The organism is Hymenobacter translucens (genome assembly GCF_020685205.1).
Taxonomy (GTDB): Bacteria; Bacteroidota; Bacteroidia; order Cytophagales; family Hymenobacteraceae; genus Hymenobacter; species Hymenobacter translucens.
The window spans coordinates 327,425-350,060 of the sequence record NZ_JAJERB010000005.1 but is presented as its reverse complement, the minus strand read 5'-3'; the positions used below and the strand labels follow the sequence as shown (position 1 = coordinate 350,060).

At 62.9% G+C, this 22,636-nt stretch carries 16 protein-coding genes; 8 read left to right on the top strand and 8 right to left on the bottom strand.

Translation table 11 applies throughout. The features are described 5' to 3' along the window. Window positions 1-70: 70 nt before the first annotated feature. The 4 genes from LJY25_RS13540 to LJY25_RS13525 form a co-directional block, all read right to left on the bottom strand. Window positions 71-1,591, bottom strand: coding sequence for a sialate O-acetylesterase (locus LJY25_RS13540; RefSeq protein ID WP_227608881.1), 1,521 nt, complete (start codon window positions 1,589-1,591; stop codon window positions 71-73). A 281-nt stretch (window positions 1,592-1,872) separates the two neighbouring features. Beyond that, on the bottom strand, window positions 1,873-2,955 hold the full coding sequence (locus LJY25_RS13535; protein ID WP_227608880.1) for a glycoside hydrolase family protein: 1,083 nt from the start codon (window positions 2,953-2,955) through the stop codon (window positions 1,873-1,875). Between the two features lie 175 nt (window positions 2,956-3,130). After that, window positions 3,131-4,351: an oligogalacturonate lyase family protein gene (locus LJY25_RS13530; RefSeq protein WP_227608879.1), complete on the bottom strand. Its 1,221-nt coding sequence runs from the start codon at window positions 4,349-4,351 to the stop codon at window positions 3,131-3,133. Between the two features lie 425 nt (window positions 4,352-4,776). Next, the gene (locus LJY25_RS13525; protein ID WP_227608878.1) at window positions 4,777-7,665 is read right to left on the bottom strand and encodes a glycoside hydrolase family 2 protein; all 2,889 of its coding nucleotides are present in this window, start codon (window positions 7,663-7,665) and stop codon (window positions 4,777-4,779) included. A gap of 208 nt (window positions 7,666-7,873) precedes the next feature. On the opposite strand from LJY25_RS13525, the gene LJY25_RS13520 reads away from it, so the two are divergent. Next, window positions 7,874-8,638 (top strand): hypothetical protein, encoded by a 765-nt coding sequence (locus LJY25_RS13520; RefSeq protein WP_227608877.1) that lies wholly within the window; start codon window positions 7,874-7,876, stop codon window positions 8,636-8,638. A gap of 13 nt (window positions 8,639-8,651) precedes the next feature. On the opposite strand, the gene rhaT is transcribed toward LJY25_RS13520, so the two are convergent. Then, on the bottom strand, window positions 8,652-9,689 hold the full coding sequence (gene rhaT, locus LJY25_RS13515; RefSeq protein WP_227608876.1) for an L-rhamnose/proton symporter RhaT: 1,038 nt from the start codon (window positions 9,687-9,689) through the stop codon (window positions 8,652-8,654). Window positions 9,690-9,901: 212 nt separating this feature from the next. On the opposite strand from rhaT, the gene LJY25_RS13510 reads away from it, so the two are divergent. From LJY25_RS13510 to LJY25_RS13480, 7 genes are all read left to right on the top strand, one after another. Beyond that, on the top strand, window positions 9,902-12,010 hold the full coding sequence (locus LJY25_RS13510) for a bifunctional aldolase/short-chain dehydrogenase (protein ID WP_227608875.1): 2,109 nt from the start codon (window positions 9,902-9,904) through the stop codon (window positions 12,008-12,010). 287 nt (window positions 12,011-12,297) lie between these two features. Continuing rightward, a complete protein-coding gene (locus LJY25_RS13505) occupies window positions 12,298-13,308 on the top strand; it encodes a GntR family transcriptional regulator (protein WP_227608906.1) in 1,011 nt (336 codons plus the stop codon). A 479-nt stretch (window positions 13,309-13,787) separates the two neighbouring features. Further along, on the top strand, window positions 13,788-15,068 hold the full coding sequence (locus tag LJY25_RS13500; RefSeq protein WP_227608874.1) for a TIM barrel protein: 1,281 nt from the start codon (window positions 13,788-13,790) through the stop codon (window positions 15,066-15,068). Beyond that, the gene (locus LJY25_RS13495; RefSeq protein ID WP_227608873.1) at window positions 15,065-16,405 is read left to right on the top strand and encodes an FGGY-family carbohydrate kinase; all 1,341 of its coding nucleotides are present in this window, start codon (window positions 15,065-15,067) and stop codon (window positions 16,403-16,405) included. The genes LJY25_RS13500 and LJY25_RS13495 overlap by 4 nt, the downstream gene beginning before the upstream one ends. A gap of 67 nt (window positions 16,406-16,472) precedes the next feature. Continuing rightward, window positions 16,473-17,213: a (Fe-S)-binding protein gene (locus LJY25_RS13490; RefSeq protein WP_227608872.1), complete on the top strand. Its 741-nt coding sequence runs from the start codon at window positions 16,473-16,475 to the stop codon at window positions 17,211-17,213. A 127-nt stretch (window positions 17,214-17,340) separates the two neighbouring features. Beyond that, the gene (locus LJY25_RS13485; RefSeq protein WP_227608871.1) at window positions 17,341-18,711 is read left to right on the top strand and encodes a lactate utilization protein B; all 1,371 of its coding nucleotides are present in this window, start codon (window positions 17,341-17,343) and stop codon (window positions 18,709-18,711) included. An 80-nt stretch (window positions 18,712-18,791) separates the two neighbouring features. Further along, the gene (locus LJY25_RS13480) at window positions 18,792-19,358 is read left to right on the top strand and encodes a LutC/YkgG family protein (RefSeq protein ID WP_227608870.1); all 567 of its coding nucleotides are present in this window, start codon (window positions 18,792-18,794) and stop codon (window positions 19,356-19,358) included. Between the two features lie 61 nt (window positions 19,359-19,419). On the opposite strand, the gene LJY25_RS13475 is transcribed toward LJY25_RS13480, so the two are convergent. The 3 genes from LJY25_RS13475 to rhaM all read right to left on the bottom strand — a co-directional run bounded on the left by LJY25_RS13475 (window position 19,420) and on the right by rhaM (window position 22,619). After that, on the bottom strand, window positions 19,420-19,629 hold the full coding sequence (locus LJY25_RS13475; RefSeq protein ID WP_227608869.1) for a hypothetical protein: 210 nt from the start codon (window positions 19,627-19,629) through the stop codon (window positions 19,420-19,422). Window positions 19,630-19,978: 349 nt separating this feature from the next. Next, a complete protein-coding gene (locus tag LJY25_RS13470) occupies window positions 19,979-22,159 on the bottom strand; it encodes a rhamnogalacturonan lyase family protein (RefSeq protein WP_317206599.1) in 2,181 nt (726 codons plus the stop codon). A gap of 145 nt (window positions 22,160-22,304) precedes the next feature. Further along, window positions 22,305-22,619, bottom strand: a complete 315-nt coding sequence (gene rhaM / locus LJY25_RS13465; RefSeq protein ID WP_227608868.1) for an L-rhamnose mutarotase — start codon at window positions 22,617-22,619, stop codon at window positions 22,305-22,307. Between the last annotated feature and the right edge of the window lie 17 nt (window positions 22,620-22,636).

The following is a 22,636-nucleotide window of genomic DNA, read 5'->3' as shown; positions in this document are numbered from 1 at the left end:
GGGGCTATGCTCAAAAGTGCGCCTGCCGTCGGCTCAAACTCACCCGCACCTACCTGCTGCCGGGCTGCTCCTACCGCTTGCCCTGCGTCGGTGTGCGCCAGGCGTCGGTGCGAAAGGGGGTAGCGGGCAAACCATCACCGTTGTAGAGGTTGGGGCCGGGCACGTTGCGCCAGCCGAAGCGCACGGCCACCGGCTGCTTTACCTCGGGGCTGCTGACGACAACCTCACGGCCGGCAACGGCAGCCTGAGCCGGGTGAAACAAGCTGTCGGGACCGGCTATGGTAAACTCCCGCAGTGCCCCGCCTTCAGCCCGTAGTCCGTTGGCGTGGTCGAAGCGCAGCCGCACCTGGCTGCCGGCTACCTGCATCGACTTGTAAATGGGCCCGGAGGTCGTCAGCTTTTTCCGGCCGTACTCGTTGCGCAGGGCCCACAAGGCCAGGCGGTGGCCCACGACCTGCTTGTTGCGGGGATGAATGTCGGCCGAGTCGCCCGCGTCGGTGATGACGGCCATGCCGGTACGGGGCACGGTCTGCATCGTTAGCAGCTGGGCTTCGCGGATTTCCGGGTTCTGGCCGTGGTGGGGCGCAATCTGCACAAAGTAGAACGGCAGGTCGGGCTGCTGCCACTCGGCCCGCCACGAGTCAATCATGGCCCGGAACAGGGTGCGGTACTGAAACGCCCGCTCGGCGTTGCTTTCGCCCTGGTACCAGACGGCCCCGCGCAGGGTATAGGGAATCAGTGGGCGGATCATGCCGTTGTAGAGCTTGTAGGGTGACTTGTTGCTGGTGGCCTTGAGCGGCTCGGCAGGCTTGCGGGCTGTACTGGCGGGGTTGGCAGCTTTTTCCGCTTTCCAGGCCGCCAGCTCGGCTTCGTAGGCCGGGCGGCGGGTCAGCCCGTCGGCGTAGCGGGTCAGGATGGGCTGTAGCTCCGGGTTCTGCTCCAGCACGTCGCGGCGGGTCCACGACTCGGCCGGGGTACCGCCCCACGACGAGTGAATCAGCCCGATGGGAAAGCCGGTTTTCTCGTGGATTTCCTGGGCGAAAAAGTAGGCTACCGCCGAAAACGAGCCCACCGTCTGGGGGCTGCACACGGCCCAGCTGCCCTGCACGTCGCGCTCGGGCTCGTCGGCCACCCTCTGGGCTACCGTGAACATGCGGATGGCCGGGTAGTTGGCGTTGGGCACTACCTCAGCTTCGTTCAGGATGCCGGTCATCCACTTCGAGGCGCCCTTGGCCACCGGGAAGTTCATGTTCGACTGCCCCGAGCACAGCCAGACTTCGCCCAGCAGCACGTTGCGAACGGTGAGCTGGTTGCTGCCCTGAAAGCGGATGGTGTAGGGGCCGCCGGCCTTGCCGGTAGGCACGCGCACGAGCCAGCTGCCCTGGGCGTCGGCGGTAGCGGTAGTAGGTTGTTTGGCCCAGCTGGCCGTTACAGTGACCTTTTCGCCCGGCGCGGCCCAGCCCCAGAGCGCCACGGTGGTTTTTTGCTGGAGCACGAGGTTGTCGGTCATCAGCGCGGGTAGGGTAATGTCGGCGTGCGCTTTACTGCCGAGCGTAAGGACGAACAGAAGAAGGAAGAGCAGGCGCGGCATTGGGAGGTGTAAAGTGAAGTTGATCAGGGATTTTCTCGCGTCTGTCATCCTGAGCCTGCGAAGGACCTTATCAGGTTTGCACGAGTCGATGTTATGATTTGTGTGCTTCCGCTTGTCGTTCTTCGGGGCTAAGGTCCTTCGGCTTGCGCCGGACGCCAGATCTAGGATGACATTCAGTAATCCAACATCAGCAACGACTCAACCACCCCGCCCTTCGGGCCAAGGAGGTGAATGGGGCTTCTGCTTTCATCAATCATCAATCAACTTTCAGCCAGCATCAATCAATCAATCTTAAACACAAAGGCGGAAGCCGTCATGGCGTGGCCGCCCTGGGAGGCGCCGAACAGGTACTCGGGCCGGCCGTGGCGCATCAGCAGCTGAGGGCGCTCCAGGCGGCCGTAGCGCTTGAGCCTGGGTGGGGCCGGCGGCTCCTGAACGCCGTACTCGCCCAGGGCACGGTAGGCAATGAGCGGGAAGTCCCAGTGCGTGCCGTCTTTGGATTCGAGGTAGAGGCCCACTTCGTGGCTGTACACGCCCATGTCGCGGGCCAGCATCCGGAACCGGCCGCCCTGGTGCCACACAAAAGCATCCTCGAACTGCTTGTTGCTGCCCTGACCTGAAAAGTCGACCACCGGGTTGCCGGCGAATTTCACGTAGGGGCCTTCCAGCTGGTCGGCAATGGCCAGGCCGTACTTGCGGTTGCCCCGGATGGGCTGGCCTTTGGCTGCTTCGTACGCGGCCGTGTTCCACGACTTGTAGTACAGCCAATACTGCCCGTTGGGATGCTTGATGAAGGCTGGGTTGGTGGTGCAGTGGTCGTCCCAGGCGCCGGCGTCGCCCGGTTCGAGCAGGGGCTTGTCGGGGCGGGCCCAGGGGCCGTTGAGGGTGGGCGCGGTAGCCAGGCCGATGCGCTTGGTGTCGGTTTTGCCGTTGGAAGTGCCCATATAGAACAGGCAGTAGCGCCCGTCGACAAGCTGGATGCTGGGGTTGTGGCAGGTGGTGCCGTCCCAGTAGCCCGGGCCGCGCGGAGCCAGCACCGTTTCCAGGAAGGTGAACGGCCCGGCGGGCGTGTCGGCCACGGCGTGGGCTATTTCGCAGCCGTTCAGCCAGCCGCCCATGCCTTTACTGGCCGGCCAGCGGGAAAAAAACACGTGCACCTTCCCGTCGGGGCCGTAGATGGGGCTGTTGCACCACACAAACCAGTTGGGCATTTCCAGCGCCCGGCCCACCGGCTGCAGGTGCTTGCTGAACCGGGCATAGCTGCTCTTCGGAAAGTCGATCAGGCGGCCGGCGGTGAAGCCCGCAGCGGCCCGGGCGAAAGGCGCCAGCACGAGGCCGGTCAGGAAGGTGCGGCGGCTGAGCATGGGGATAGTTGATTTTTTAGTTGTCGGTTGTTAGTTGTCCGTGGTCAGGTATTCGTCAGGGAGGCGTTATGCATAAGGAAGTCCTGGAGGTGGCAAGGTGCCGTCGGACAGGCATGCGGGCAAGACAGACAACCGCCAACGGACAACTAGCAACTGATAACTGACAACCAAAAGCTCACGACGCCGACTTGGCAATTTCGACGGCGTACACCTGGCTCTGGCCCTCGAAGTTGGCCCGGAAAATCAGCCACTTGCCGTCGGGCGAGAAGTGTACGTTGGGCTCCAGGCCGTACTCGTGCTCTTTCATCCTGACCATCTTCTCGGCAGCGAACTTGCCGTCGGCGGGGCGGAACAGGTAAATCCACTTGCCGTCGGGGGCCTTGGCGACCGAGCCCTCGTGGCCGCCGTCGCCGGCAAACAGCTGCTGGTCGGGCCCGATGTTGTAGTGCACCGACCACTCGTTGCGCTCGTGCACATAGCTTTTCTGCCTGCCCGTCTTCAGGTCGGTACCGGTGAGGGCGAAGGCCTGGCCCCGGGGGCGCTGGTGGTCAAACCAGATGGTTTTGCCGTCGCGGCTAAAAAACTCGTGGCCGGCAATTTCGCGGTCCATCGTGCGCTTGTGAATCAGCTTGATGGCCTTGGTCTTGGTGTCGATGGTCCAGATGCGGTCCACCTTTTCCCAGGGGCCCTCGTGGCAGAACATAAGCAGGCGCGGGTCGGTGGGCGAGAACTGCACATGGTTTAGCCAGGCGTTGTCGGTAAATAGCTTGGTGAGCTTGCCGTTTTCTACGCCCACGGTGAACAGCGTGCGGGGCAGCTCGGCTTCGTAGATGCGCCGGAAGAAGTCGTGCTTGGCCGGGAACTGCCGGTAGATTTCCTTTTCCGCGTCGCTGCCCCAGGCCCCGCCGAGCTGGGTTTCGTCGGCATTGAGGGTCGTGATGTCAGCCCGGAAGTCGGAAGTGAAGACATACACCAGCCGGGTTTTCTTGGTGTCGACGTGAGTAGCGTACACCGTGTCCTGGGTCTGGTAGAACACCTCCCGGCGCTTGCGCCCCACAATCTCACCGTGTACCGACTTGAGGGTGCGGGAAAGAGGCTCGGTCTGGCGGGTTTTCAGGTTCAGGAGCCGCAGCTGCTTGCCGGCGGGCGTGGTGTGGTAGTACACCATCAGGTCGCCTTCACTGCCCCTGCCTTTCACGAAGGGGTTGTTGTGGAAGTAAAAGCTGGCGTTAGGCCCGTCGAGCGGGGTCAGGCGGACCACCTTATGGCCGGTAGCAGCATCCACCCACTCAGCAGCGGGCATGGGCTTCTGGGAGCCGGTTTCGAGCGTGGCCTGGGCCCGGGCGGCGCCGGCAACGAGCAGCGCGCTGAGTGTAAGCAGTAAGGGTGATTTCATGAAGAGGCGGGATTGGATGGAAGGCTGCGCAAGGAAGTGCGAACCCAAACCCGTACCGTCCTGTACTCTGCCGCCCGACCGCACGGGTCGGGTTTCATGGTGGCAACCGAGAGCTACAGCATATCCAGCAGCGGTTCACTATTCTATTCCGTTAAGCGGTCATTCCGAGCGTAGCCAAGGAACCGAAGGACAGCAGAGCTAATCTCGCGTGCTGACGCTAGCGAATTAAAAAGGCGGTCATGCTGAGCGAAGTCGAAGCATCTCTACCGCTTCGTTGGTCGGAAAAGGTGGTCATGCAGAACCTGTAAGGTGTTAAGCTAGCAATGAAGCATCTCACGTGCAGATGTCAGGAATACTAAACCAACGAAGCGGTAGAGATGCTTCGACTTCGCTCAGCATGACGGTCTGATAGGGACTCACTCCCGCTAAAACAGGTCGTCCTTTACCGGGGCGGTGTAGGGCTGGGGCTTGGAGTCAGAAGGGGCGAGGCCGAAGTAGAAGTAGAGCGTGCGTTTCCGCGTTTCGCCGCGAAAGTGGTTTAGCTCACTGGCCGGGCCCAGGTTCTGGGGGTTGGGGTCAATCCGGAGGCCGAGCTTGGTGCCGATGGGCGGAATAGCGTCGAGAAAGGAAAGGTTGCCGGCGGGCAGGCGGGGCTGGGGCACGATGCCGGAAAGGCCGTAGAAGTCGAACCGGCGCACGAACAGGCCAGGGTCGGGGCTGGCGACGAGGAACTTGCCTTCCACGGTGTTCAGCTCCATCCAGACGACATCGGCGAAGTAGCCTTTGAACTCGGGGTAAAGCCAGGGCGCGGCGCCGGTCGGGGTGTGGTTGTTGGCGTTTTTCCACACGCTGAGGCTGCCGCCCGGCAGGCGGTTTTTCCAGACCCGGTACGGCCCCTGCCCCAGCCACTTCGCCCCGATCACGAAGTTCTCAGGGTAAGTGAAAGTGAGGCCGGAAAAGGGAACGACGCCGGTGAGGGCGTATTCGTAGTCGAGGCGCAGCCAGCCGCTGGGGTGCATCGTCCAGCGCAAAGCTTTCAGGTCGCCGTCGTAGCGGACTTCCACCACCTGCCCCTCTGGCGTGGGGCGGTGAGTCAGACCCCGGAACGTGGCCGTGCCGGCAGCCAGCACGGGACCCTGCCCAAAGGAAAGCGGGTCGCCGTTGTTGCCCTTCACGGCCGTGATGTGGCCGCTGGCCTTGCTGAAGGTGACACTAATGCTGCTGGCTTTAAGGGTGAGCGTGCTGTCGGTTTCGGTCACGTTTACCGCCGCCTTGTCCCTGGCATCGGGCCTGACGATATCCGCCAGCAGCCGGGCGTTGGGGCCGGTTTTCCAGGTCCAGCGGCTCACCAGGTTTTTCTGCGGGTCGTAGGCCGACAACACCAGCGCGTCGTAGCTTTTCCAGTAGGCGGGCAAATCCAGCTTTAGCTTGCCCGTTCCCAGCGGAGCCAGGCTGGGGCTTTTGACGCGGGCTTTCTTCCCGCTGATGGTGCCGGTGAACGGGTCGTGGGGCCGGCGGAAGCTTACCAGCTCCCACTGGAAAAAGCACTGGCTCAGGTTGGTAAAGTGGTAGCGGTTCTCAACTTCCACCGTGCCGTTGAACTTTGCGGGCAGCTCCTTCAGCCTGATGTGGATCGGGGAGAAGATGGCCCGGATGGCGTAGAAGCTGCCTTCCTTTTCGCGGTGGGGCCCCACCACGCCGTCGGGGGCGTTTACCCCGTTCACGTCGATGATGCCGCCCTGGTCGGTGCGCACGATGCCTTCGTCGACGAAGGCCCACAGAAAGCCGCCCCCTGAGCGCGGGGCCTGCCAGTGCAGCTCCCACAAATCCTCCAGGCCCGCCCCGCCCCCGCCGTCGTCCTGGCAGTGCAGGAACTCGGTGGGCATGTAGATCAGCGAATCGGCCAGGATCTTTTTGGTGCTGTAGAAGTCCTCGTAATGGTTGGTGTCGATGCCCTGATGGGCGTTGCCAGGCCGGTGGTGGGCGTGGATGACGGGTCGGCGGGACGGGTCGTGGCGGTCAAACTCGGCGTCCAGCTCCTTGTTGGTGCCGCCCTCGTTGCCGTTGCTCCAGAACAAAATGCTGGGGTGGTTCACGTCGCGGCGCACCATCTCGGCCACCAGCCTGCGGCCCGGTACGGTGCCGTAGGCTTTCTGCCAGCCGGCCAGCTCGTCGAGCACGTAGAGGCCGAGGGAGTCGCACAGCTCCAGAAACCGCACGTCGGGCGGGTAGTGCGCCATCCGCACGGCGTTCATGTTCATCTCCTTGAGCAGCTTCACGTCGAGCCGGTGAATGGAGTCGTTGAGCGTCCGGCCGGTTTCGGGCCACCAGCTGTGGCGGTCGATGCCCTTGAGCTTGACTTGCACCCCGTTCACGAAAATGCCCTTGCCCCGGCGCACCTCGATGGTCCGGAACCCGAACCGCTCTTTGGTCTGGTACAGCACTTCGGTGCCGGCGCGCAACGTCAGGCGGACGTGGTAGAGGTTTGGCGTTTCGGCGGTCCAGAGTTGGGGCTTACGGACGGTAGCAGTTAGTCGCACCAGCGTATCACCGGGCAGCACGGCAGTTTGGGCCGTGCCGACGACCTGTCCGGCTGCGTCCAGAATTTCGGCCTGCACCTGGGCCACTTTATTCACCCCGTGCACGGCTGCCTGTACCGCAAACGCACCGCTGGCCTTGGCGTCAACGGCCACGTTATCCACAAACTGCCGGGGAAAACTCTGCAGGTACACCGGGCGGAAGATGCCGCCGAACACCCAGTAGTCGGCCAGCCGCTCGGCGTTGTTCACCGTTTTGTCGGCCGACATCTTGCTGACCGTCACTTCGAGCAGGTTAGGGCCGTCGCCTTTCAGCTTGTCGGTGATGTCGTAGCGGAACCGGTAGAACGCGCCCTGGTGGATGGGGCCGGCCGGCTGCCCGTTTATCGTCACCTCAGTATCGGTCATCGAGCCCTCAAACACGATTTCTACCCGCCGCTCTTTCCAGTTCGAGGGCACCGTAAAGGTGTGCCGGTATCTCCCCTGCTCGTCGGCGAAGCGGAAGTTCTTGCCGTAGGTTTTGTAGTCGCGGCCGTAGTTATAAAGCCCGAAGCCCTGCTGCTCCCAGCACGAGGGCACGGCAATGGTAGTCCAGTACCCGCTTTGCCGCCCGCCGGTGCAAAAGAAGTCCCACTTCACCGTGGAGCGGTTGTCCTTGCCCGAAAGGTAGAGCACCTGCTTCTCGGTACCGGGCTGGGCCTGTACGTTCGGGCTGAGCAGCAACAGCAGAAAAAGCAGGCCGGAGCGCAGGGGCAGCACAAATCGGGTAGTTGGCATAGATAGAGTAAAAAGAACGTCATGCTGAGCTTGTCGAAGCATCTCTACAGCTTTGTCCGGATTACTATTCCAGCGAAGCGGTAGAGATGCTTCGGCTGCGCTCAGCATGACGTTCTGATTTATGAAGTTTAATAAGCGGCAAGGATTCGCATTGCACCTGGCCGATGTGTGCAGTTATTCGCACTTTGCCGGCCCTTGCTGCCCCTCGATGACTACCCGACTGCTTGCCGCCATTGAAAATCTGTACGAGGTTTTCGCCCGCTACCCGGGCAATGCCAACATGGACGGCAGCCCGATTTACGATGATCTGGCCGAGTGGAACGCTGCCCTGTTCGCCAAGCCGCTGCGGGAGCTGACCGATCAGGACCTGACCTTTTTCACCGGCAGCGTGCTGCTCACCTGGGGCGGCAAAGACGACCTGAAGCACTTCCTGCCCCGCATCCTGGAGCTGACGGCGTATTACAACGAGCCCTACGACTTCTGGCTGCTGTTTGAGCGGCTTACCGACATCGACTGGCTGGGCGGGCCCGAGTTGGAGCGGGCGGCTATTGTTGAATACGCGCGGGCCTTGTGGGAAAGTCTGCTGCAGGACGAGAGCGACAAGGCCGAATGGAGCTTCATGGAGTACTTCTCCACCCTGGCGCACTTCTTTCCAGACTTTACCGAGCTGCTCGCCACCTGGGAAAATGCGCCGGGGCGGGGGCCGGTCAAGCACCTGGCCGGGTTTGTCTTCAACGAAAACCAGAACGTATTTGACAAAGGCTTTATCAAAGGCTTTTACAATCAGAAAGAGCATGCTGCCGAGCTGCAGGCGTGGCTGCTGAGCCTTGGCGTACGGCAGCGCCTCGAAGCGGCCTACTTCACCTACGAGCGGCAAAAGCTGGCCGGCACGATATCCTGGGCTGAGAAGATCCTGACCGACTACCACCGCCTGGCCGAGCTGAAAAGTGAGCTGCCCGGTACGCCGCAGTAAGCATCGGCCGAGACTACGCCCCCAGGTAGTTGCCCACGCCCACAATAACGGTCGACAGCACCACGGTGAGGATGCCCAGCTGGATGGTGCGCATGGTGGGCCGGTTGGCGCCCTGCCACTCGTGCAGGTACAGGCCCCAGAGCGAGCTGAAGGCAATGATAAAGGCCATGTGCAGCGTCCAGCCCGAGAAACGGTAGTCGCCCATCTGGCTGTCGCCCATGCCGTAGAAAAAGAACTGCAGGTACCACGTCAGACCCGCCAGGGCGCAGAACAGCACGTTGCGCAGCGCGGGCATCGAGGGGTTGAGGTAGTCGGTGTAAGTCTTGTTTTTGATGTTGAGGTAGATGCACCAGATGGCGTTGGTCGTGAGCCCCCCGAGCAGGATAACTACGAGGGAGGCGTTGTTGACGTAAAGCGGGTTGGCGCCGTTCTGCTCGGCCAGCTTGGCAATGGGCTCCCCGGCCGTGAGGCCAAACGACATGCAGGCGCTCATCACGCCCGAGAAAACCGCCACCAGCAGGCCCTTGCGCAGATCGAACTCGGCAATGGTCGCCTGCTTCTCGTCGGCGGTGAGGCTTTTCTCCTTCATCATGCCGGCCAGCCCGCAAATCACGATGCCCAGCACGCACACGGCCAGGCCGGCCAGAATCACCTTGCCCGAGGTGGTTTGCAGCAGGTTGAGAAACTCGCCTTTGTAAATCGGGGGTACCAGCGTGCCGAACACCGCGCACAAGCCCAGCGTGAAGGCCATGCCGAGCGAGAGGCCCAGGTAGCGCATCGCCAGCCCGAACGTGAGGCCGCCGAGTCCCCAGAGCGCGCCCCAGATGTAGGTCCACAGCAGGGTTTGCGAGTCGGTCTGCCGGAGCACGTCCAGCAGGTTCGGCACCGTAGCCGAGCCCAGCACCAGCGGGGCTACCAGCCACGACACGATGCCGCCCACCAGCCAGTAGCTTTCCCAGGCCCAGCCTTTCACTTTCTTGTAGGGTAGGTAGAAGCTGCCGGATGCGAATCCGCCCAGCGCGTGTAGGATTACTCCCCAGATGACGGCCATAGTAGTAGGGTTTTAAACAAAGCTGCGCTTCGGCGCTGCGCCAACTGTCCTGTGCTCTCCTGAGTGCGGAACGGAGCGAATTGCGGGGTGCTGAAAAATAAAAAAATTAAGCCTGAGCAGGAGAGTGCAGGAGGTTGGCCGCCGGAGGTGCCGCGACCTTTGGGTAAAAGAACTCGACATCTGTTCTCCGGAATCTAACCAGAAGCGCCATTATGGAAAAAACGCTCACCTTTCAGCACGTCAGCTATTTATGGGACGAGACGAAGGCCCTCGAACTCAGCGGCGACGAAGTAGCCCTTTTCCTGTACCGTTCGAACCTGCTCGGCGCGGATCTGCGCCTGACCAACTACGCCGGCGGCAACACCTCCTGCAAAATTATTGAAACGGACCCGGTAACCGGCGAGCCGGTAAACGTGATGTGGGTGAAAGGCTCGGGCGGCGACATCGGCACGCTCACCAAAGCCGGCTGCGCCAACCTGTACGTCGACAAGCTGCATGCCCTGAAAAACCGCTACCGGGGCCTCGAGCATGAGGACGAGATGGTGGCCCTGTTCGAATACTGCCTGTTCGACCCCAAGTGCGCCACGCCCAGCATCGACACCCCGCTGCACGGCCTGCTGCCCTTCAAGCACATCGACCACCTCCACCCCGATGCCCTCATTGCCATTGCCGCCAGCAAGGACGGCGAGGCCATCATGAAGGAAATCTGGGGCAACACCATGGCCTGGCTGCCCTGGCAGAAGCCGGGCTTCGACCTGGGTTTGCAGCTCGAGAAAGTAGTGGCCGAAAACCCCGGCCTGCGCGGCGTTATCCTCGGCGGGCACGGCCTGTTCACCTGGGGCAACACGAGCTACGAGTCCTACATCAACACCCTGGAAGTAATTGAGCAGGCCGCGGCCTACCTCGAAGCCAACTACGGCAGGAAGCGCCCCGTCTTCGGCGGCCCCCGCCTTACCAACGGCCCCGGTGCCGACGACCGTCGCCGGCAGGCCGCCGAGGTGATGCCGGTGCTGCGCGGCCTGGCGTCCGGCAACCGACGCATGCTCGGCCACTTCACCGACGACGTGCGCGTGCTGGAGTTCGTGAACTCCCACGACCTGGCCCGCCTTGCCCAGAAAGGTACATCGTGCCCCGACCACTTTTTGCGCACTAAAATCCGCCCGCTGGTGCTCGACGAGGCTGCCATGCGCCAGCCGCTGCCGGCCGTGAAAGAGTACCTGCAGGAGCAGTTTGCCGCCTACCGCGTGGCCTACGCCGCGTACTACGACCGCAGCAGGCACCCCAACTCACCCGCCATGCGCGACGCCAACCCCGTCGTGATCTTGTGGCCCGGCGTGGGCATGTTCGCCTTCGCCAAAGACAAGCAGACCGCCCGCGTGGCCGCCGAGTTCTACACCAACGCCATCAATGTGATGAAGGGCGCCGAGGCTGTGTCGGAGTACACCGGTCTGGCCGAGCAGGAAGCCTTCAACATCGAGTACTGGCTGCTCGAGGAAGCCAAGCTCCAGCGCATGCCCAAGCCCAAGTCTTTGTCGGGACAGGTGGCCTACGTCACGGGCGGCACCGGCGGCATCGGCCTGGCCATCTGCGAGGCGCTGCTCCAGAACGGCGCCTGCGTGGTAGCCGCCGACCGCGACCGGCTCGACGACACCCAAGCCGACCTGCGCAAGCGCTACGGCAAGGACAACGCCTTAGCCGTGGGCATCGACGTAACCCAGGATGCTGCCATTGCCGACTCCCTGCGCGCCACGGTGCTGCAGTTCGGCGGGGTCGACATCGTGGTGAACTGCGCCGGCCTGAGCATCAGCAAGCCCCTGGCCGAAACCACCCAGGCCGACTGGGACATCCTCAACGACGTGCTTGTAAAAGGCCAGTTCCTGGTGACGCAGCAGGCCGTGGAGATTCTGCGCAAGCAACAGCTGGGTGGCAACGTGGTCAACATCGCCAGCAAAAACGGCCTGGTGGCCGGCCCCAACAACGTGGCGTACGGCACGGCCAAAGCGGCGCAGCTGCACATGTCGCGCCTGCTGGCCGCCGAGCTGGGCCCCGACAAGGTGCGCGTCAACACCGTGAACCCCGACGCCGTGCTGCGCGGCTCCAAGATCTGGGAAGGCGACTGGGCCGCTGGCCGGGCCAAGGCCTACGGCGTGTCGGTCGAGGAGCTGCCGGCGCACTACGCCAAGCGCACCCTGCTGGGTGAGGAGGTGCTGGCCGAGGACATTGCCAAAGCCGTGCTGGTGTTCGTGGATGGTTCCCTGAGCAAGAGCACCGGCAACGTGCTCAACGTGGACGGAGGCGTGGCCATGGCCTTCGTGCGCTAAGCCCGGCCCTTGAACTTGCTGAAACCTGACGGGCTGATAAGTAGATTGGCCCGTCAGGTTTTTTGCTTCCCGGCAGTCGGTGCCCGACCGGCCGGGACGTTTGGGTGGCCCGGCCGGAGCGTTACTTTGCGCTCTGAATGTGGCGGCGCGTGGGAATTAATGCTAAATTAGCTGACCCCCGCCACCCTCTTCTCTCACCTGTCATGACTTTCAAATCCGCCTTTCGCGACCGGCAGCCCACCGTCGGATTGCCGGACGCGCCTCGTGATTCGCCCGTTGCCGCTGGAATGTATACCCTACAGCTAAAGCCCCTCGACAAAACCCCGAAGTACAAGCAGATTGTGCAGTCGGTTATCATGGACATTGAGCGCGGCATCCTGAAAAACGGCGACCAGCTGCCTTCTATTTCGGAGCTGAGCGTGGAATACTACCTGGCCCGCGACACGGTGGAAAAAGCCTATCGGGAGCTGCGAGAGCGGGGCTTTATCACCTCGGTGCAGGGCAAGGGCTACTACGTGCAGGCCCGCGACGCGGCCAAGCTCAAGATCCTGCTGGTTTTCAACAAGCTCAGCTCCTACAAGAAAATCATCTACTACGCCTTCCTCGAAGCCCTCGGCGACCAGGCCACCGTGGACCTGCAGATTCACCACTACAACGTGAACCTGTTCCAGGAAATCATCGAGAAAAGCCTGGGCAAGTACAACTACTACGTGGTGATGCCCCACTTCACGCTGGACACACCCAAGGCTACCTACCAGGCTATCCTGAACACGATTCCCAGCCAGGAGCTGGTGCTGCTCGACAAAGACCTGCCCGAGCTCAAGCACGACTGCCTACGCGTGTTCCAGGACTTCGACAAAGACATCTTCGGGGCCCTGGAAAAAGCCGACGACCTGCTCGAAAAGTACCCCCGGCTGGTGCTGATCCTGCCCTCCGACGCCAACCACCCCGAGGAGCTGCCCTGGGGCTTCCGCTCGTTCTGCCTGATTCGCAACAAAACCTTTGTGGTGGTGGAAAACGCGATGAATGAGGTCTTGGAGCCCGGCACGGCCTACGTCGTCATCCGCGAAACCGACCTGGTGGAGCTGGTCAAGAAAATCCGGCAGACCAGCTACCTGCTGGGCCGGGAAATCGGCATTATCTCCTTTAATGAAACCCCGCTCAAGGAGCTGCTCAACATGACGGTCATCACCACCGACTTCGAGGCCATGGGCAAAACCGCCGCCACGATGCTGCTGGAAAAGCAGCGCGGCAAAGTCAAAAACCCGTTCTACACGATTCGGAGAGGGTCGTTGTAGAAATGGTAGGCCTGCCGCAGCCGCTAAAATTGATCAGAGCGTCATGTAGCGGCGCAAGCCGGACCGAAGGATAGCGGAGCTAATCTCGCGTGGATTGGTTTTGTCATGCTGAGCTTGTCGAAGCATCTCTACCGCTTCGTTGTGGTTACTAATCCAACGAAGCGGTAGAGATGCTTCGGCTTCGCTGTGCTCCGCTCAGCATGACCGCCTTTTGCCAGCAACATCAGCACGCGAGATTAGCTCCGCTGGCCTTCGGTTCCTCGGTTCCTGCCTTCATGCGCCACATGCTCGGAATGACGTTCTGCTAAACATGGGTGCTATGGGCTGGCTGCCGTACCGAACCACCCAAAATAAAACCCGGCGGGCAGGAGAGTTCAGAACAGTTTGGGCGGGGCCGGGCGGGTAAATTGCTCTTGCAAAAACGAGGTTCCCACCACCGGCCGCCGCCTGCCTCATTCGCGGCCCTTATCCTGACCCGCATGTTCTCCGACCAACGCCTCCACGACCTCAATCAGCCTTTGCTGGCCGAGCACCAGCTCCAGTTGTCTTACCTGACGGACCTGCTTGGCCGCCGCGGCCAGGATGCCCGGGACGTGGTGCGCCAGCTGGTCGAGTTTCAGGTGGCCATTCCGAGCTGGGCGTTGGGCACCGGCGGCACCCGCTTCGGCCGCTACCCCCTGGGTGGGGAGCCCCGCACCCTCGAAGAAAAGATTTCGGACGTGGCCGTGCTGCACCAGCTCAATGGCTCGTCGAACTCGATTTCCCTGCATATTCCCTGGGACATCCCGCGCGACGTGCCCGGCCTGCAGCAGCAGCTGAAAGCTCAGGGCCTGCACATCGACTCGGTAAACTCCAACACCTTCCAGGATCAGAAAGACCAGCCCTTCTCCTACAAGTTCGGCTCGCTGAGCCACACCGAGCAGGCCGTGCGCGACCAGGCCGTGCAGCACAACATCGACTGCATCCGCTACGGCGAGCAGCTGGGCGCCAAAACCCATACCGTGTGGCTGGCCGACGGTTCCAACTTCCCCGGGCAGCAGCACCTGCGCCGCGCCTACCTGCGCACCCAGGAGTCACTCGCCGCCATCTACGAGGCCATGCCGTCCGACTGGACCATGCTCATTGAGTACAAGCCCTACGAGCCCCACTTCTACTCCATGGTGATTCCCGACTGGGGCACCTCGTACTCGCTTTGCCAGAGCCTCGGCCAGAACGCCCAGGTGCTCGTGGACCTGGGCCACCACCTGCCCAACACCAACATCGAGCAGATTGTGGGCCGCCTGCTGCAGTTCGGCCGCCTCGGGGGCTTCCACTTCAACGGCTCGATGTACGGCGACGACGACCTCACCACCGGCAGCAGCAAGCCCTTCCAGCTGTTTTTGATCTTCAACGAGCTGGTGGACGGCGCCCGCGACCAGGCCGTGACCAACGCCGCGGTGGCCTACATGATTGACGCCAGCCACAACACCAAGGACCCGCTCGAGGATCTGCTGCAATCGGTGGACAACATCCTGGGCGCCTACGCCAAGGCCCTGCTCGTGGACCGCGCCGCCCTGGCCGAAGCCCAGCAGGCCAACGACGTGGTGCGGGCCGAGGAAATTCTGCGCGACGCCTTTCTGCTCGACGTGCGGCCCCTCGTGGCCGAAGCCTACCGCCAGGCCGGCGGGGCGCTGAAGCCGGTAGCCGCCTACCGCAGCGCCGGGGTGCGCGACCAACTCATTCAACAGCGGGGCAGGCTGAGCGTGTCCACCGGGCTATGAAAAAGACAATGAAGAAGTCGATTTACGCGGTATTCGATATTGGCAAGACCAATAAGAAGCTGATCCTGTTCGACGAGGACCGGCAGATCATTGACGAGCGCCTGCACGTGTGCACCGACGTGCTCGACGACGACGGGTTTCCCTGCGACCATCTGCCCCGCCTCACCGAGTGGGTGCAGCACCACTGGGAAGAGCTGCGCCACAGTCCGCACTACACCGTAAAGGGCGTGAACTTCACGGCTTACGGCGCCTCCTTCGTGCACCTGGGCGCCGACGGGGAGCCCGTCGCGCCGCTTTACAACTACCTCAAGCCCCTGCCGGCCGGACTCGAAGAGCAGTTCTACGCCGAGCTGGGCCAGTCGCCCGACGAGTTTGCGGCCGAGACCTGCTCACCCCGCCTGGGGATGCTGAACTCGGGAATGCAGCTGTACTGGCTGAAATACGCCAAGCCCGAGCTGTACGCCCGCATACACACGTCCCTGCACCTGCCCAACTACCTGTCGTACCTGATTTCGGGCGAGAAGTTCAGCGACTACACCTCCATCGGCTGCCACACTGGCCTGTGGGACTACCAGCGCCGCGCCTACCACGACTGGGTGCGCCGCGAGGGCATCGACGAGAAGCTGGCCCCGCTGACCCGCGACTCCATTGCCTCGGTGGTGGACGGCATTATGGTGGGCGTAGGCCTGCACGACAGCACTTCGGCCGTGATGCCCTACCTGGCCGAGAACGAGGAGCCCTTCGTGCTGATTTCAACCGGCACCTGGTCGGTCACCATCAACCCGTTCAACAGCCGTCCGCTCACGCCCGAGCTGCTGCGCCGCGACTGCCTGAGCTTTATGACGCCCCGGGGCGAGGCCACCTGCGCGGCCCGCGTGTTCCTGGGCCGGGAGCACGACTTCCAGGTGGAGCGCATTGCCAGCCATTTCCACGTCAAGCCCGACTTCTACCGCTCCATCGTGCTGGCCCGCCCGTACGACCAGGCTTCGGCCGGCTTCCGGCCCGCCTGCATGGCCGGCACCGGCCCCTTCCCCGACCAGCCGGTTGAAGAATGGGACCTGTCGGGCTTTCGCTCCGCTTCGGATGCCTACCAGCACCTGATGCACGGGCTGATCAATATCCTGCTCGAATCCATCCATCTGGTCTGGCAGGGTGAGAAGATCATCTTCGTCGACGGCGGCTTTGCCCGCAACCCGCTGTTCATGCAGACACTGAGCTGGAACTTCCCCGGCGCCGAAATCCGCACCCTCGAAGTCCCCCAGGCCACCGCCCTCGGCGCATTAGTGCATCTGGAGCAAGGCGAAGCACTGAAAAAGACGCAGCTGCTGTTTAGCTAACGCAGAAGCCGAATTCCCCTCCTTATCCAAGGAGGGGAGCTGGCTTCCTATTTCTCTCCACGTTTAAATGAAAGTCGCCCTTTTCGTTCCCTGCTATGTCGACCAGTTCTACCCCCAGGTGGGCATTGCGTCGTTGCAGCTGCTGCAGAAGCTGGGCATCACGGCGCACTTCCCGGCCCAGCAGACCTGCTGCGGGCAGCCCCTGGCCAACAGCGGCTGCGAGCGGGACGCCCTGCCCATCTACCAGCACTTCGTCGACACGTTCCAGGACTACGACTACGTGGTGGCGCCCTCGGGCAGCTGCGTGTACCACGTGCGCAAGCACTTCGACAAGATGGAGCAGTCTGACGCCGTGCAGCACGTGCGCGCCGCGGCTTACGACCTGATTGACTTTATCACCCAGGTGCTGGGCGTAACCGACATTCCGGGCCGGTTTCCGCACAAAGTAGGTTTGCACCTGAGCTGCCACGGGCAGCGCGGCCTGCACCAGGCCAATGAGTCGGAGATGACGCCGGTGCGCGACGGGCAGCTGCGGCGCCTGCTGTCCTCGCTCGACGGGCTGGAGCTGACCGAGCTGGACCGCAACGACGAGTGCTGCGGGTTCGGGGGCACGTTCTGCGTGTCGGAAGCGGCCATTTCTGGCCGCATGGGCCAGGACCGCGTCGCCGACCACGTTCGCAACGGCACCGCCGTGCTGACCGGCGGCGACATGTCGTGCCTGATGCATCTGCAGGGCATCGTGCGTCGTCGCCAGCTTCCCATCCGCGTCCTGCACGCGGCGGAGATTCTGAATGGATTGAGTTGTTAGTTGTTCGTTGTCAGTTGTTAGAATCAAGTATGCCAGGGCCTATGAAATGCTCCGAGCAACGACCACCTGACAATTGCTAATAACCACCGCCTGACAACTGACAACTAGCAACAATCAACCTTACCCCATGTCCCACTCAATCCGCGCGGAGAAGTTTGTGGCCGATGTCGACCGCACGACGTGGCACGACGAAACGCTGTGGTTTGTACGGCAGAAGCGCGACAAGGCCGTGTATGGCGTGCCCGAGTTTCAGGAGCTGCGCGAGCTGGCCTCCCAAATCAAGGAGCACACCCTGAGCCGGCTCGACGACTACCTCGTGCAGTTTGAAGCGGCCGCGAAAGCCAACGGCGTGCACGTGCACTGGGCGGCCGACGCCCGGGAGCACAACGACATCGTGCTCGGTATCATCCGCCGGCACGGCGCCACGCGGGTCGTCAAGAGCAAGTCGATGCTGACCGAGGAGTGCCACCTGAACCCCGAGCTGATCCGGGCCGGCATTGAGGTCATCGACACCGACCTGGGGGAGCGGATTATTCAGCTGCGCGACGAGGCCCCAAGCCATCTGGTGCTGCCCGCCATTCACCTGAAGAAGGAAGACGTGAGCGACACGTTTCACCTGCACCTGGGCACCGAGAAAGGCAACCACGACCCCCAGCAACTCACTGAAGCCGCGCGTCAGCACCTGCGGGCCAAGTTCCTGGCCGGGCAGGTGGCCATTACCGGCGTCAACTTCGCCATTGCTGAAACCGGCGGCGTCGTTATCTGCACGAACGAGGGCAACGCCGACCTGGGCGTGAACCTGGCGCCCGTGCACATTGCCTGCATGGGCATCGAAAAGCTGTTGCCCCGCCTTACCGACCTGGGCGTGTTTACCCGCCTGTTGGCCCGCAGCGCCACCGGTCAGCCCGTCACGACCTACACCTCGCACTACACCAAGCCAGCCGAAGGGCGGGAGCTGCACATCGTGCTGGTCGACAATGGCCGCACCCAGCAGTTGGGCCGCCCCGACTTCCGCGCCTCGCTGAAGTGCATCCGCTGCGGGGCCTGCATGAACACCTGCCCGGTGTACCGCCGCAGCGGGGGGCACAGCTACGACTTCACCGTGCCCGGGCCCATCGGGGCCATTCTGTCGCCCAACATCGACATGAAGAAGCATAGCTCCCTGCCATTTGCCTCCACGCTCTGCGGCTCCTGCACCGACGTGTGCCCGGTCAAGATCGACATCCACGTGCAGCTCTACAAATGGCGGCAGGTGCTGGCGGAGGCAAACGAGATTCCGGCGTCCAAAAAGTGGAGCATGAAGTTTATGGGCCGGATGCTGACCAGTCCGAAAGCCTTTGGGGTGAGTGGGCGGCTCGGCCGCCAGGCCCTGCGCCTGTTGCCCCACGGCCTTACCCACGCCACCAGCCTAAACACCTGGGCCATTGCCCGGGAGCTGCCCGAGCCCCCGAAGCAAAGCTTCCGGGAGTGGTACCAGCAGCAGGAGGGGAAGTCATGAGTCTGGCACGGTGCCGCTCAATCCCCATAAGCGGCCGGGCCAATGCATCCTAATGTCAATACATTAACTTCTTCAGCACGTTGAGTACCGCTCGTGAACGAATCCTGGCTGCGGCCAAAGCCAACAAGCCCGCCGAAACCAAGCTGCCGGACGTCCCGGTTTTTGGCGGCGACGCGTCGGTAGAGCGTTTTGCCGCGGTGCTGGCCGGTATTGGCGGGCAGGTTAGCTGGATCAACGGCCCACGGCCCTCGGCTGCCGAATTGCAGCAGCTGTTTCCCGACGCCCGGCTGGTGGCCTCGCCGCTGTTTCCGGCTTCGGTACCGGTAGACCAGCAGACACCCATCAGCGTGCTCGAGGGCATTGACCTGGCCGTGCTGCCGGGCGAAATCGGAGTGGCGGAAAACGGGGCCGTGTGGCTGCCCGAGCCGGCTATGCTGCACCGCGCGCTGCCCACCGTCACCCAGCACCTGGCCCTGGTGCTCGACCACCGCCGGATTGTGGCGACCATGCACCAGGCCTACGCTCAGATTCCGGATGCGGGCGGCTATGGCCTGTTCGTGGCCGGCCCGTCGAAAACGGCCGACATCGAGCAGTCGTTGGTAATCGGGGCGCACGGCGCCCGCAGCCTGGTGGTGCTGCTGCACTAAGAGCCAATACCTGATTAGACAAGGACCGACAGCGGCAAGAAGGCGCAGCAAATTCAGGGGGTCACTCTCTCCGGTCTTTCGGGTGGGAGCGGTAATGCTTTATCAGCAGCAGATTGAGAGTGCTGAGCAGGAGCAGAACCAGAGTAGTAAAGAAAATCTGCTCACCGGTAATATGCTTGAAGTTCGGGTGGGCGAGCCGCTCGTAGATCAGGCCACCCAAGAGCAGCCATAGCAGAAGCAGGAAGAGGGAGAGGAGGTAGGGGATGAACATCGGCGGGCCAGGAAAGGCGTGTGGCAAGCAGGCTGGTGAAGGTAGCGTAGAGCACCCGCAAAAAAAGAAGCTGCTCCCATCGGAAGCAGCTTCTTTAAACTCAATTCTCATTCAAATCCTTTTGAGCAGAATGTGGCGGCTCCTTGCGCTAGCTGGGCTCTAACGTGACACGTGCCGGAGGTTTGTCGAAGACAGGTTTCCCACTCCAGTAATCTTCGCTCCGGCACGCGCCAGTTAGAGTCAATTCCCACTCACTAAGCCAAATATGGCAACTCACTAAGACCAAACTCTCCCGCACCCTCCTGCTACGCCGGAATAATATTGGGCTGGAAGAAAATTGCCACTGGCGCTACTGTTTGAGTACCTTTTCGGCCGTCTGGCGACCGTCGGCGGTGCGCACCCGCACCAGGTACAGGCCCGGCCGCAGCTGGCCCCCGGCGGGGTAGGCGTCGCGCTGCCGCTCGCCCTGCTCCACCAGCTGCCCGGCCAGGTTAAAGATCTGGTAGGAGAAATCACCGGCGGCCCGGATGGTGATGGTGCTGCTCGTCGGGTTGGGGTATACGGCAATGGCGGGTGCCGAAGCCCGGTTTCGGGTGCCCAGGGTGATGTTGTTCAGGCTGTCGGCCAGCACGATGTTGGGCCGGGGCGGGGTGCTCATGCCGGTGCCCAGGAAAAAGCTCGGGTGGGGCGGCTGGTTGTAGGCGGAGTTCTGCCAGGCAATGGCCAGCCGGTACTGCGCGTCGTGCATCAGGGTGTAGATTCGCTCCGTGGTCGGGATGGTCGTGGTAAACAGCATCAGCTGGGTGTTGGTCGTGTTGCGCCAGATTACCTCTTCGCGCCAGTCGCCCAGCAGGTCGGCCGACAAGGCGGGCGTGGCTTTGGTGGTGTTGTTGGAGGCCGCTCCAAGAGCCGCGCCATCGAGCAGGGAGGTGGTGCGACTGGTCGTATGATTCCACTTCGTGATGGAGGTGCCGTCAAGCAGCTCCCGCGACAAATCCCCGTCCCACCAAGCCGCGAAGTTGACGCTGGGCCGGCTGGTGCTCAGGCGGGTGCCGGTGCAGGAGTACACGCCGGCGTTGTTTGGCGTAGTAGAGGTCGAAATCGTGCCCCAGCACTCCACGCCGGGCGAAGTTGGGTCGATGTCGGCCGCCAGGGCCCGGCCGATATCGCCGGTGGTTTGCACGCCCCAGATGCGCTGCCCGGTGCGGGCGTCGCGGAACTGCAGGCCGAACCCGCCGTACTTGTTGGGCTCTTCCTGGGCCTGCCACACTTCCTGCCCGGGCCGGCTGGGGTCCAGGTCGCTCATGTGCAGGGCGTCGCCGTGCCCGCTGCCGTTCACGTAGAGCCCGGCCCCGCTGTGGTCGATGGCGCTGGCCCCGTTGCAGATTTCGTCGAATCCGTCCCCGTCCACGTCGCCCACGGTCATCTGGTGGTTGCCCTGCCCGGCGTAGGCGCTGTTGCCGGTCGTGCTGCTGTCGAAAGTCCAGCGCGGCGTCAGCTGCCCGTTGCGCCAGTCCCAGGCCACGCGCACCAGGCGGGTGTAGTAGCCCCGGCCCATAATCAGGCTGGGCCGCACCCCGTCCACGTACGCCACGGCAGCCACGAAGCGGTCCACCCGGTTGCCGTAGGAGTCGCCCCAGGAGCTAACGGTACCCCGGGCCGGCAGGTAGTTGGTGGAGGCCATGGCGGCGCCGGTTTTGCCGTTGAAGACGGTCAGGAACTCAGGGCCGCTGAGCACGTAGCCGGTGCTGTTGCGGTAGTCGGCCGTGGCGCTGCCAATCAGCACGCCCCGGCCGTCGATAGTGCCGTCGGCGGTTTTGCAGGCCACTTCCGCCTTGCCATCAGAGTCGAGGTCGTACACCATAAACTGGGTGTAGTGGGCCCCGGCGCGGATGTTGCGGCCCAGATCGATGCGCCACATACGGGTGCCGTTGAGACGGTAGGCATCCAGGTACACGTTGCCGGTGTAGCCCGACTGGGAGTTGTCCTTGGCGTTGGTGGGGTCCCACTTCAGCACGATTTCGTACTGCCCGTCCCCGTCGAGGTCGCCCACGCTGGCGTCGTTGGCTTCGTAGGTGTAGGCCACGCCGTCGGGCGTGGTGCCGCCGGCGGGGGCCTGAATCGGGATGCTGAGGGAAGGCTGGGCCCATACGGCGGCTGCTTCCGAGGCGGCCTGCTCGACTCCGTTCAGCACCGGTCGTACCGTGTAGGCTTCGTTGACGGCAGTGTTGTCGGTGAGGTTGGTGGCCCCGGTTACCGGCGTAGCGTTGATCCGGGTCGTGCCGCGGTACACGTTGAAGGCTAGGGCAGCCGGGTCAGTGCCGAACAGGCGCCAGCCCACGTACACGTTGGGGCCGGTACGCACGGCTACCACGCCCCGGTTAAGCTTTTCCAGGCGCCGCTGGGCCAGGGTTGCCGTTATGGGCATCAGCAGCAGCAAAAGCAGCCAGCCGGTCGCCAGGCGCTGCCGCCAGGAGGAGGGTTTGAAAAGCGAACTGCTGGTGGTCGGCGGGTAAAGCGTCTGGGTCATAGCGGTCAGAGAAGATGGGGATGAACGGAAAGCAATTCAATAACCACCGTTAATCCCCCCAAACTCTCCTGTGCTTTACTGGTATTCGGAAACGATTCCGACGGGCAGCCGGATTAGCCGCATTATCCGCTGAAAAAGACGGCCGTCATTCCAGATGAAATACCCGCTCCAGAGGCTGGGTCCACGGCGAATGATCGGCATTCGTATCCATCAGGTCGGCCATATAGGTCCACCAGCGCCGCATGACGGCCGTGGCGGGCAGCCCGGCGGTAGTGTGGCCGGGCAGGCGCTTCTGCACGGCAAACAGCCGGCCGCTGTCGGGGTCGAGGAAGATGGAGTAGTCGCGGATGCCGGCCTCGCGCAGGGCCGCGGCCAGCTCCGGCCAGAGCGCGTCGTGGCGCCGCCGGTACTCCGCGGCCGCGCTGGGCCGGAGCTGCATCAGAAAGGCTACTTCTTCCATCGGGTTTGCTGAACGGG

What these genes read in the sequence shown, in the direction of transcription:
- LJY25_RS13505 (WP_227608906.1), top strand. Translation starts at nt 12,298, where the DNA reads ATGTATACCCTACAGCTAAAGCCCCTCGACAAAACCCCGAAGTACAAG.
- LJY25_RS13500 (WP_227608874.1), top strand. Translation starts at nt 13,788, where the DNA reads ATGTTCTCCGACCAACGCCTCCACGACCTCAATCAGCCTTTGCTGGCC.
- LJY25_RS13475 (WP_227608869.1), bottom strand. Translation starts at nt 19,629, where the DNA reads ATGTTCATCCCCTACCTCCTCTCCCTCTTCCTGCTTCTGCTATGGCTG.
- rhaM (WP_227608868.1), bottom strand. Translation starts at nt 22,619, where the DNA reads ATGGAAGAAGTAGCCTTTCTGATGCAGCTCCGGCCCAGCGCGGCCGCG.
- LJY25_RS13470 (WP_317206599.1), bottom strand. Translation starts at nt 22,159, where the DNA reads ATGACCCAGACGCTTTACCCGCCGACCACCAGCAGTTCGCTTTTCAAA.
- LJY25_RS13525 (WP_227608878.1), bottom strand. Translation starts at nt 7,665, where the DNA reads ATGCCAACTACCCGATTTGTGCTGCCCCTGCGCTCCGGCCTGCTTTTT.
- LJY25_RS13535 (WP_227608880.1), bottom strand. Translation starts at nt 2,955, where the DNA reads ATGCTCAGCCGCCGCACCTTCCTGACCGGCCTCGTGCTGGCGCCTTTC.
- LJY25_RS13520 (WP_227608877.1), top strand. Translation starts at nt 7,874, where the DNA reads ATGACTACCCGACTGCTTGCCGCCATTGAAAATCTGTACGAGGTTTTC.
- LJY25_RS13530 (WP_227608879.1), bottom strand. Translation starts at nt 4,351, where the DNA reads ATGAAATCACCCTTACTGCTTACACTCAGCGCGCTGCTCGTTGCCGGC.
- LJY25_RS13510 (WP_227608875.1), top strand. Translation starts at nt 9,902, where the DNA reads ATGGAAAAAACGCTCACCTTTCAGCACGTCAGCTATTTATGGGACGAG.
- LJY25_RS13495 (WP_227608873.1), top strand. Translation starts at nt 15,065, where the DNA reads ATGAAAAAGACAATGAAGAAGTCGATTTACGCGGTATTCGATATTGGC.
- LJY25_RS13485 (WP_227608871.1), top strand. Translation starts at nt 17,341, where the DNA reads ATGTCCCACTCAATCCGCGCGGAGAAGTTTGTGGCCGATGTCGACCGC.
- LJY25_RS13540 (WP_227608881.1), bottom strand. Translation starts at nt 1,591, where the DNA reads ATGCCGCGCCTGCTCTTCCTTCTTCTGTTCGTCCTTACGCTCGGCAGT.
- LJY25_RS13490 (WP_227608872.1), top strand. Translation starts at nt 16,473, where the DNA reads ATGAAAGTCGCCCTTTTCGTTCCCTGCTATGTCGACCAGTTCTACCCC.
- rhaT (WP_227608876.1), bottom strand. Translation starts at nt 9,689, where the DNA reads ATGGCCGTCATCTGGGGAGTAATCCTACACGCGCTGGGCGGATTCGCA.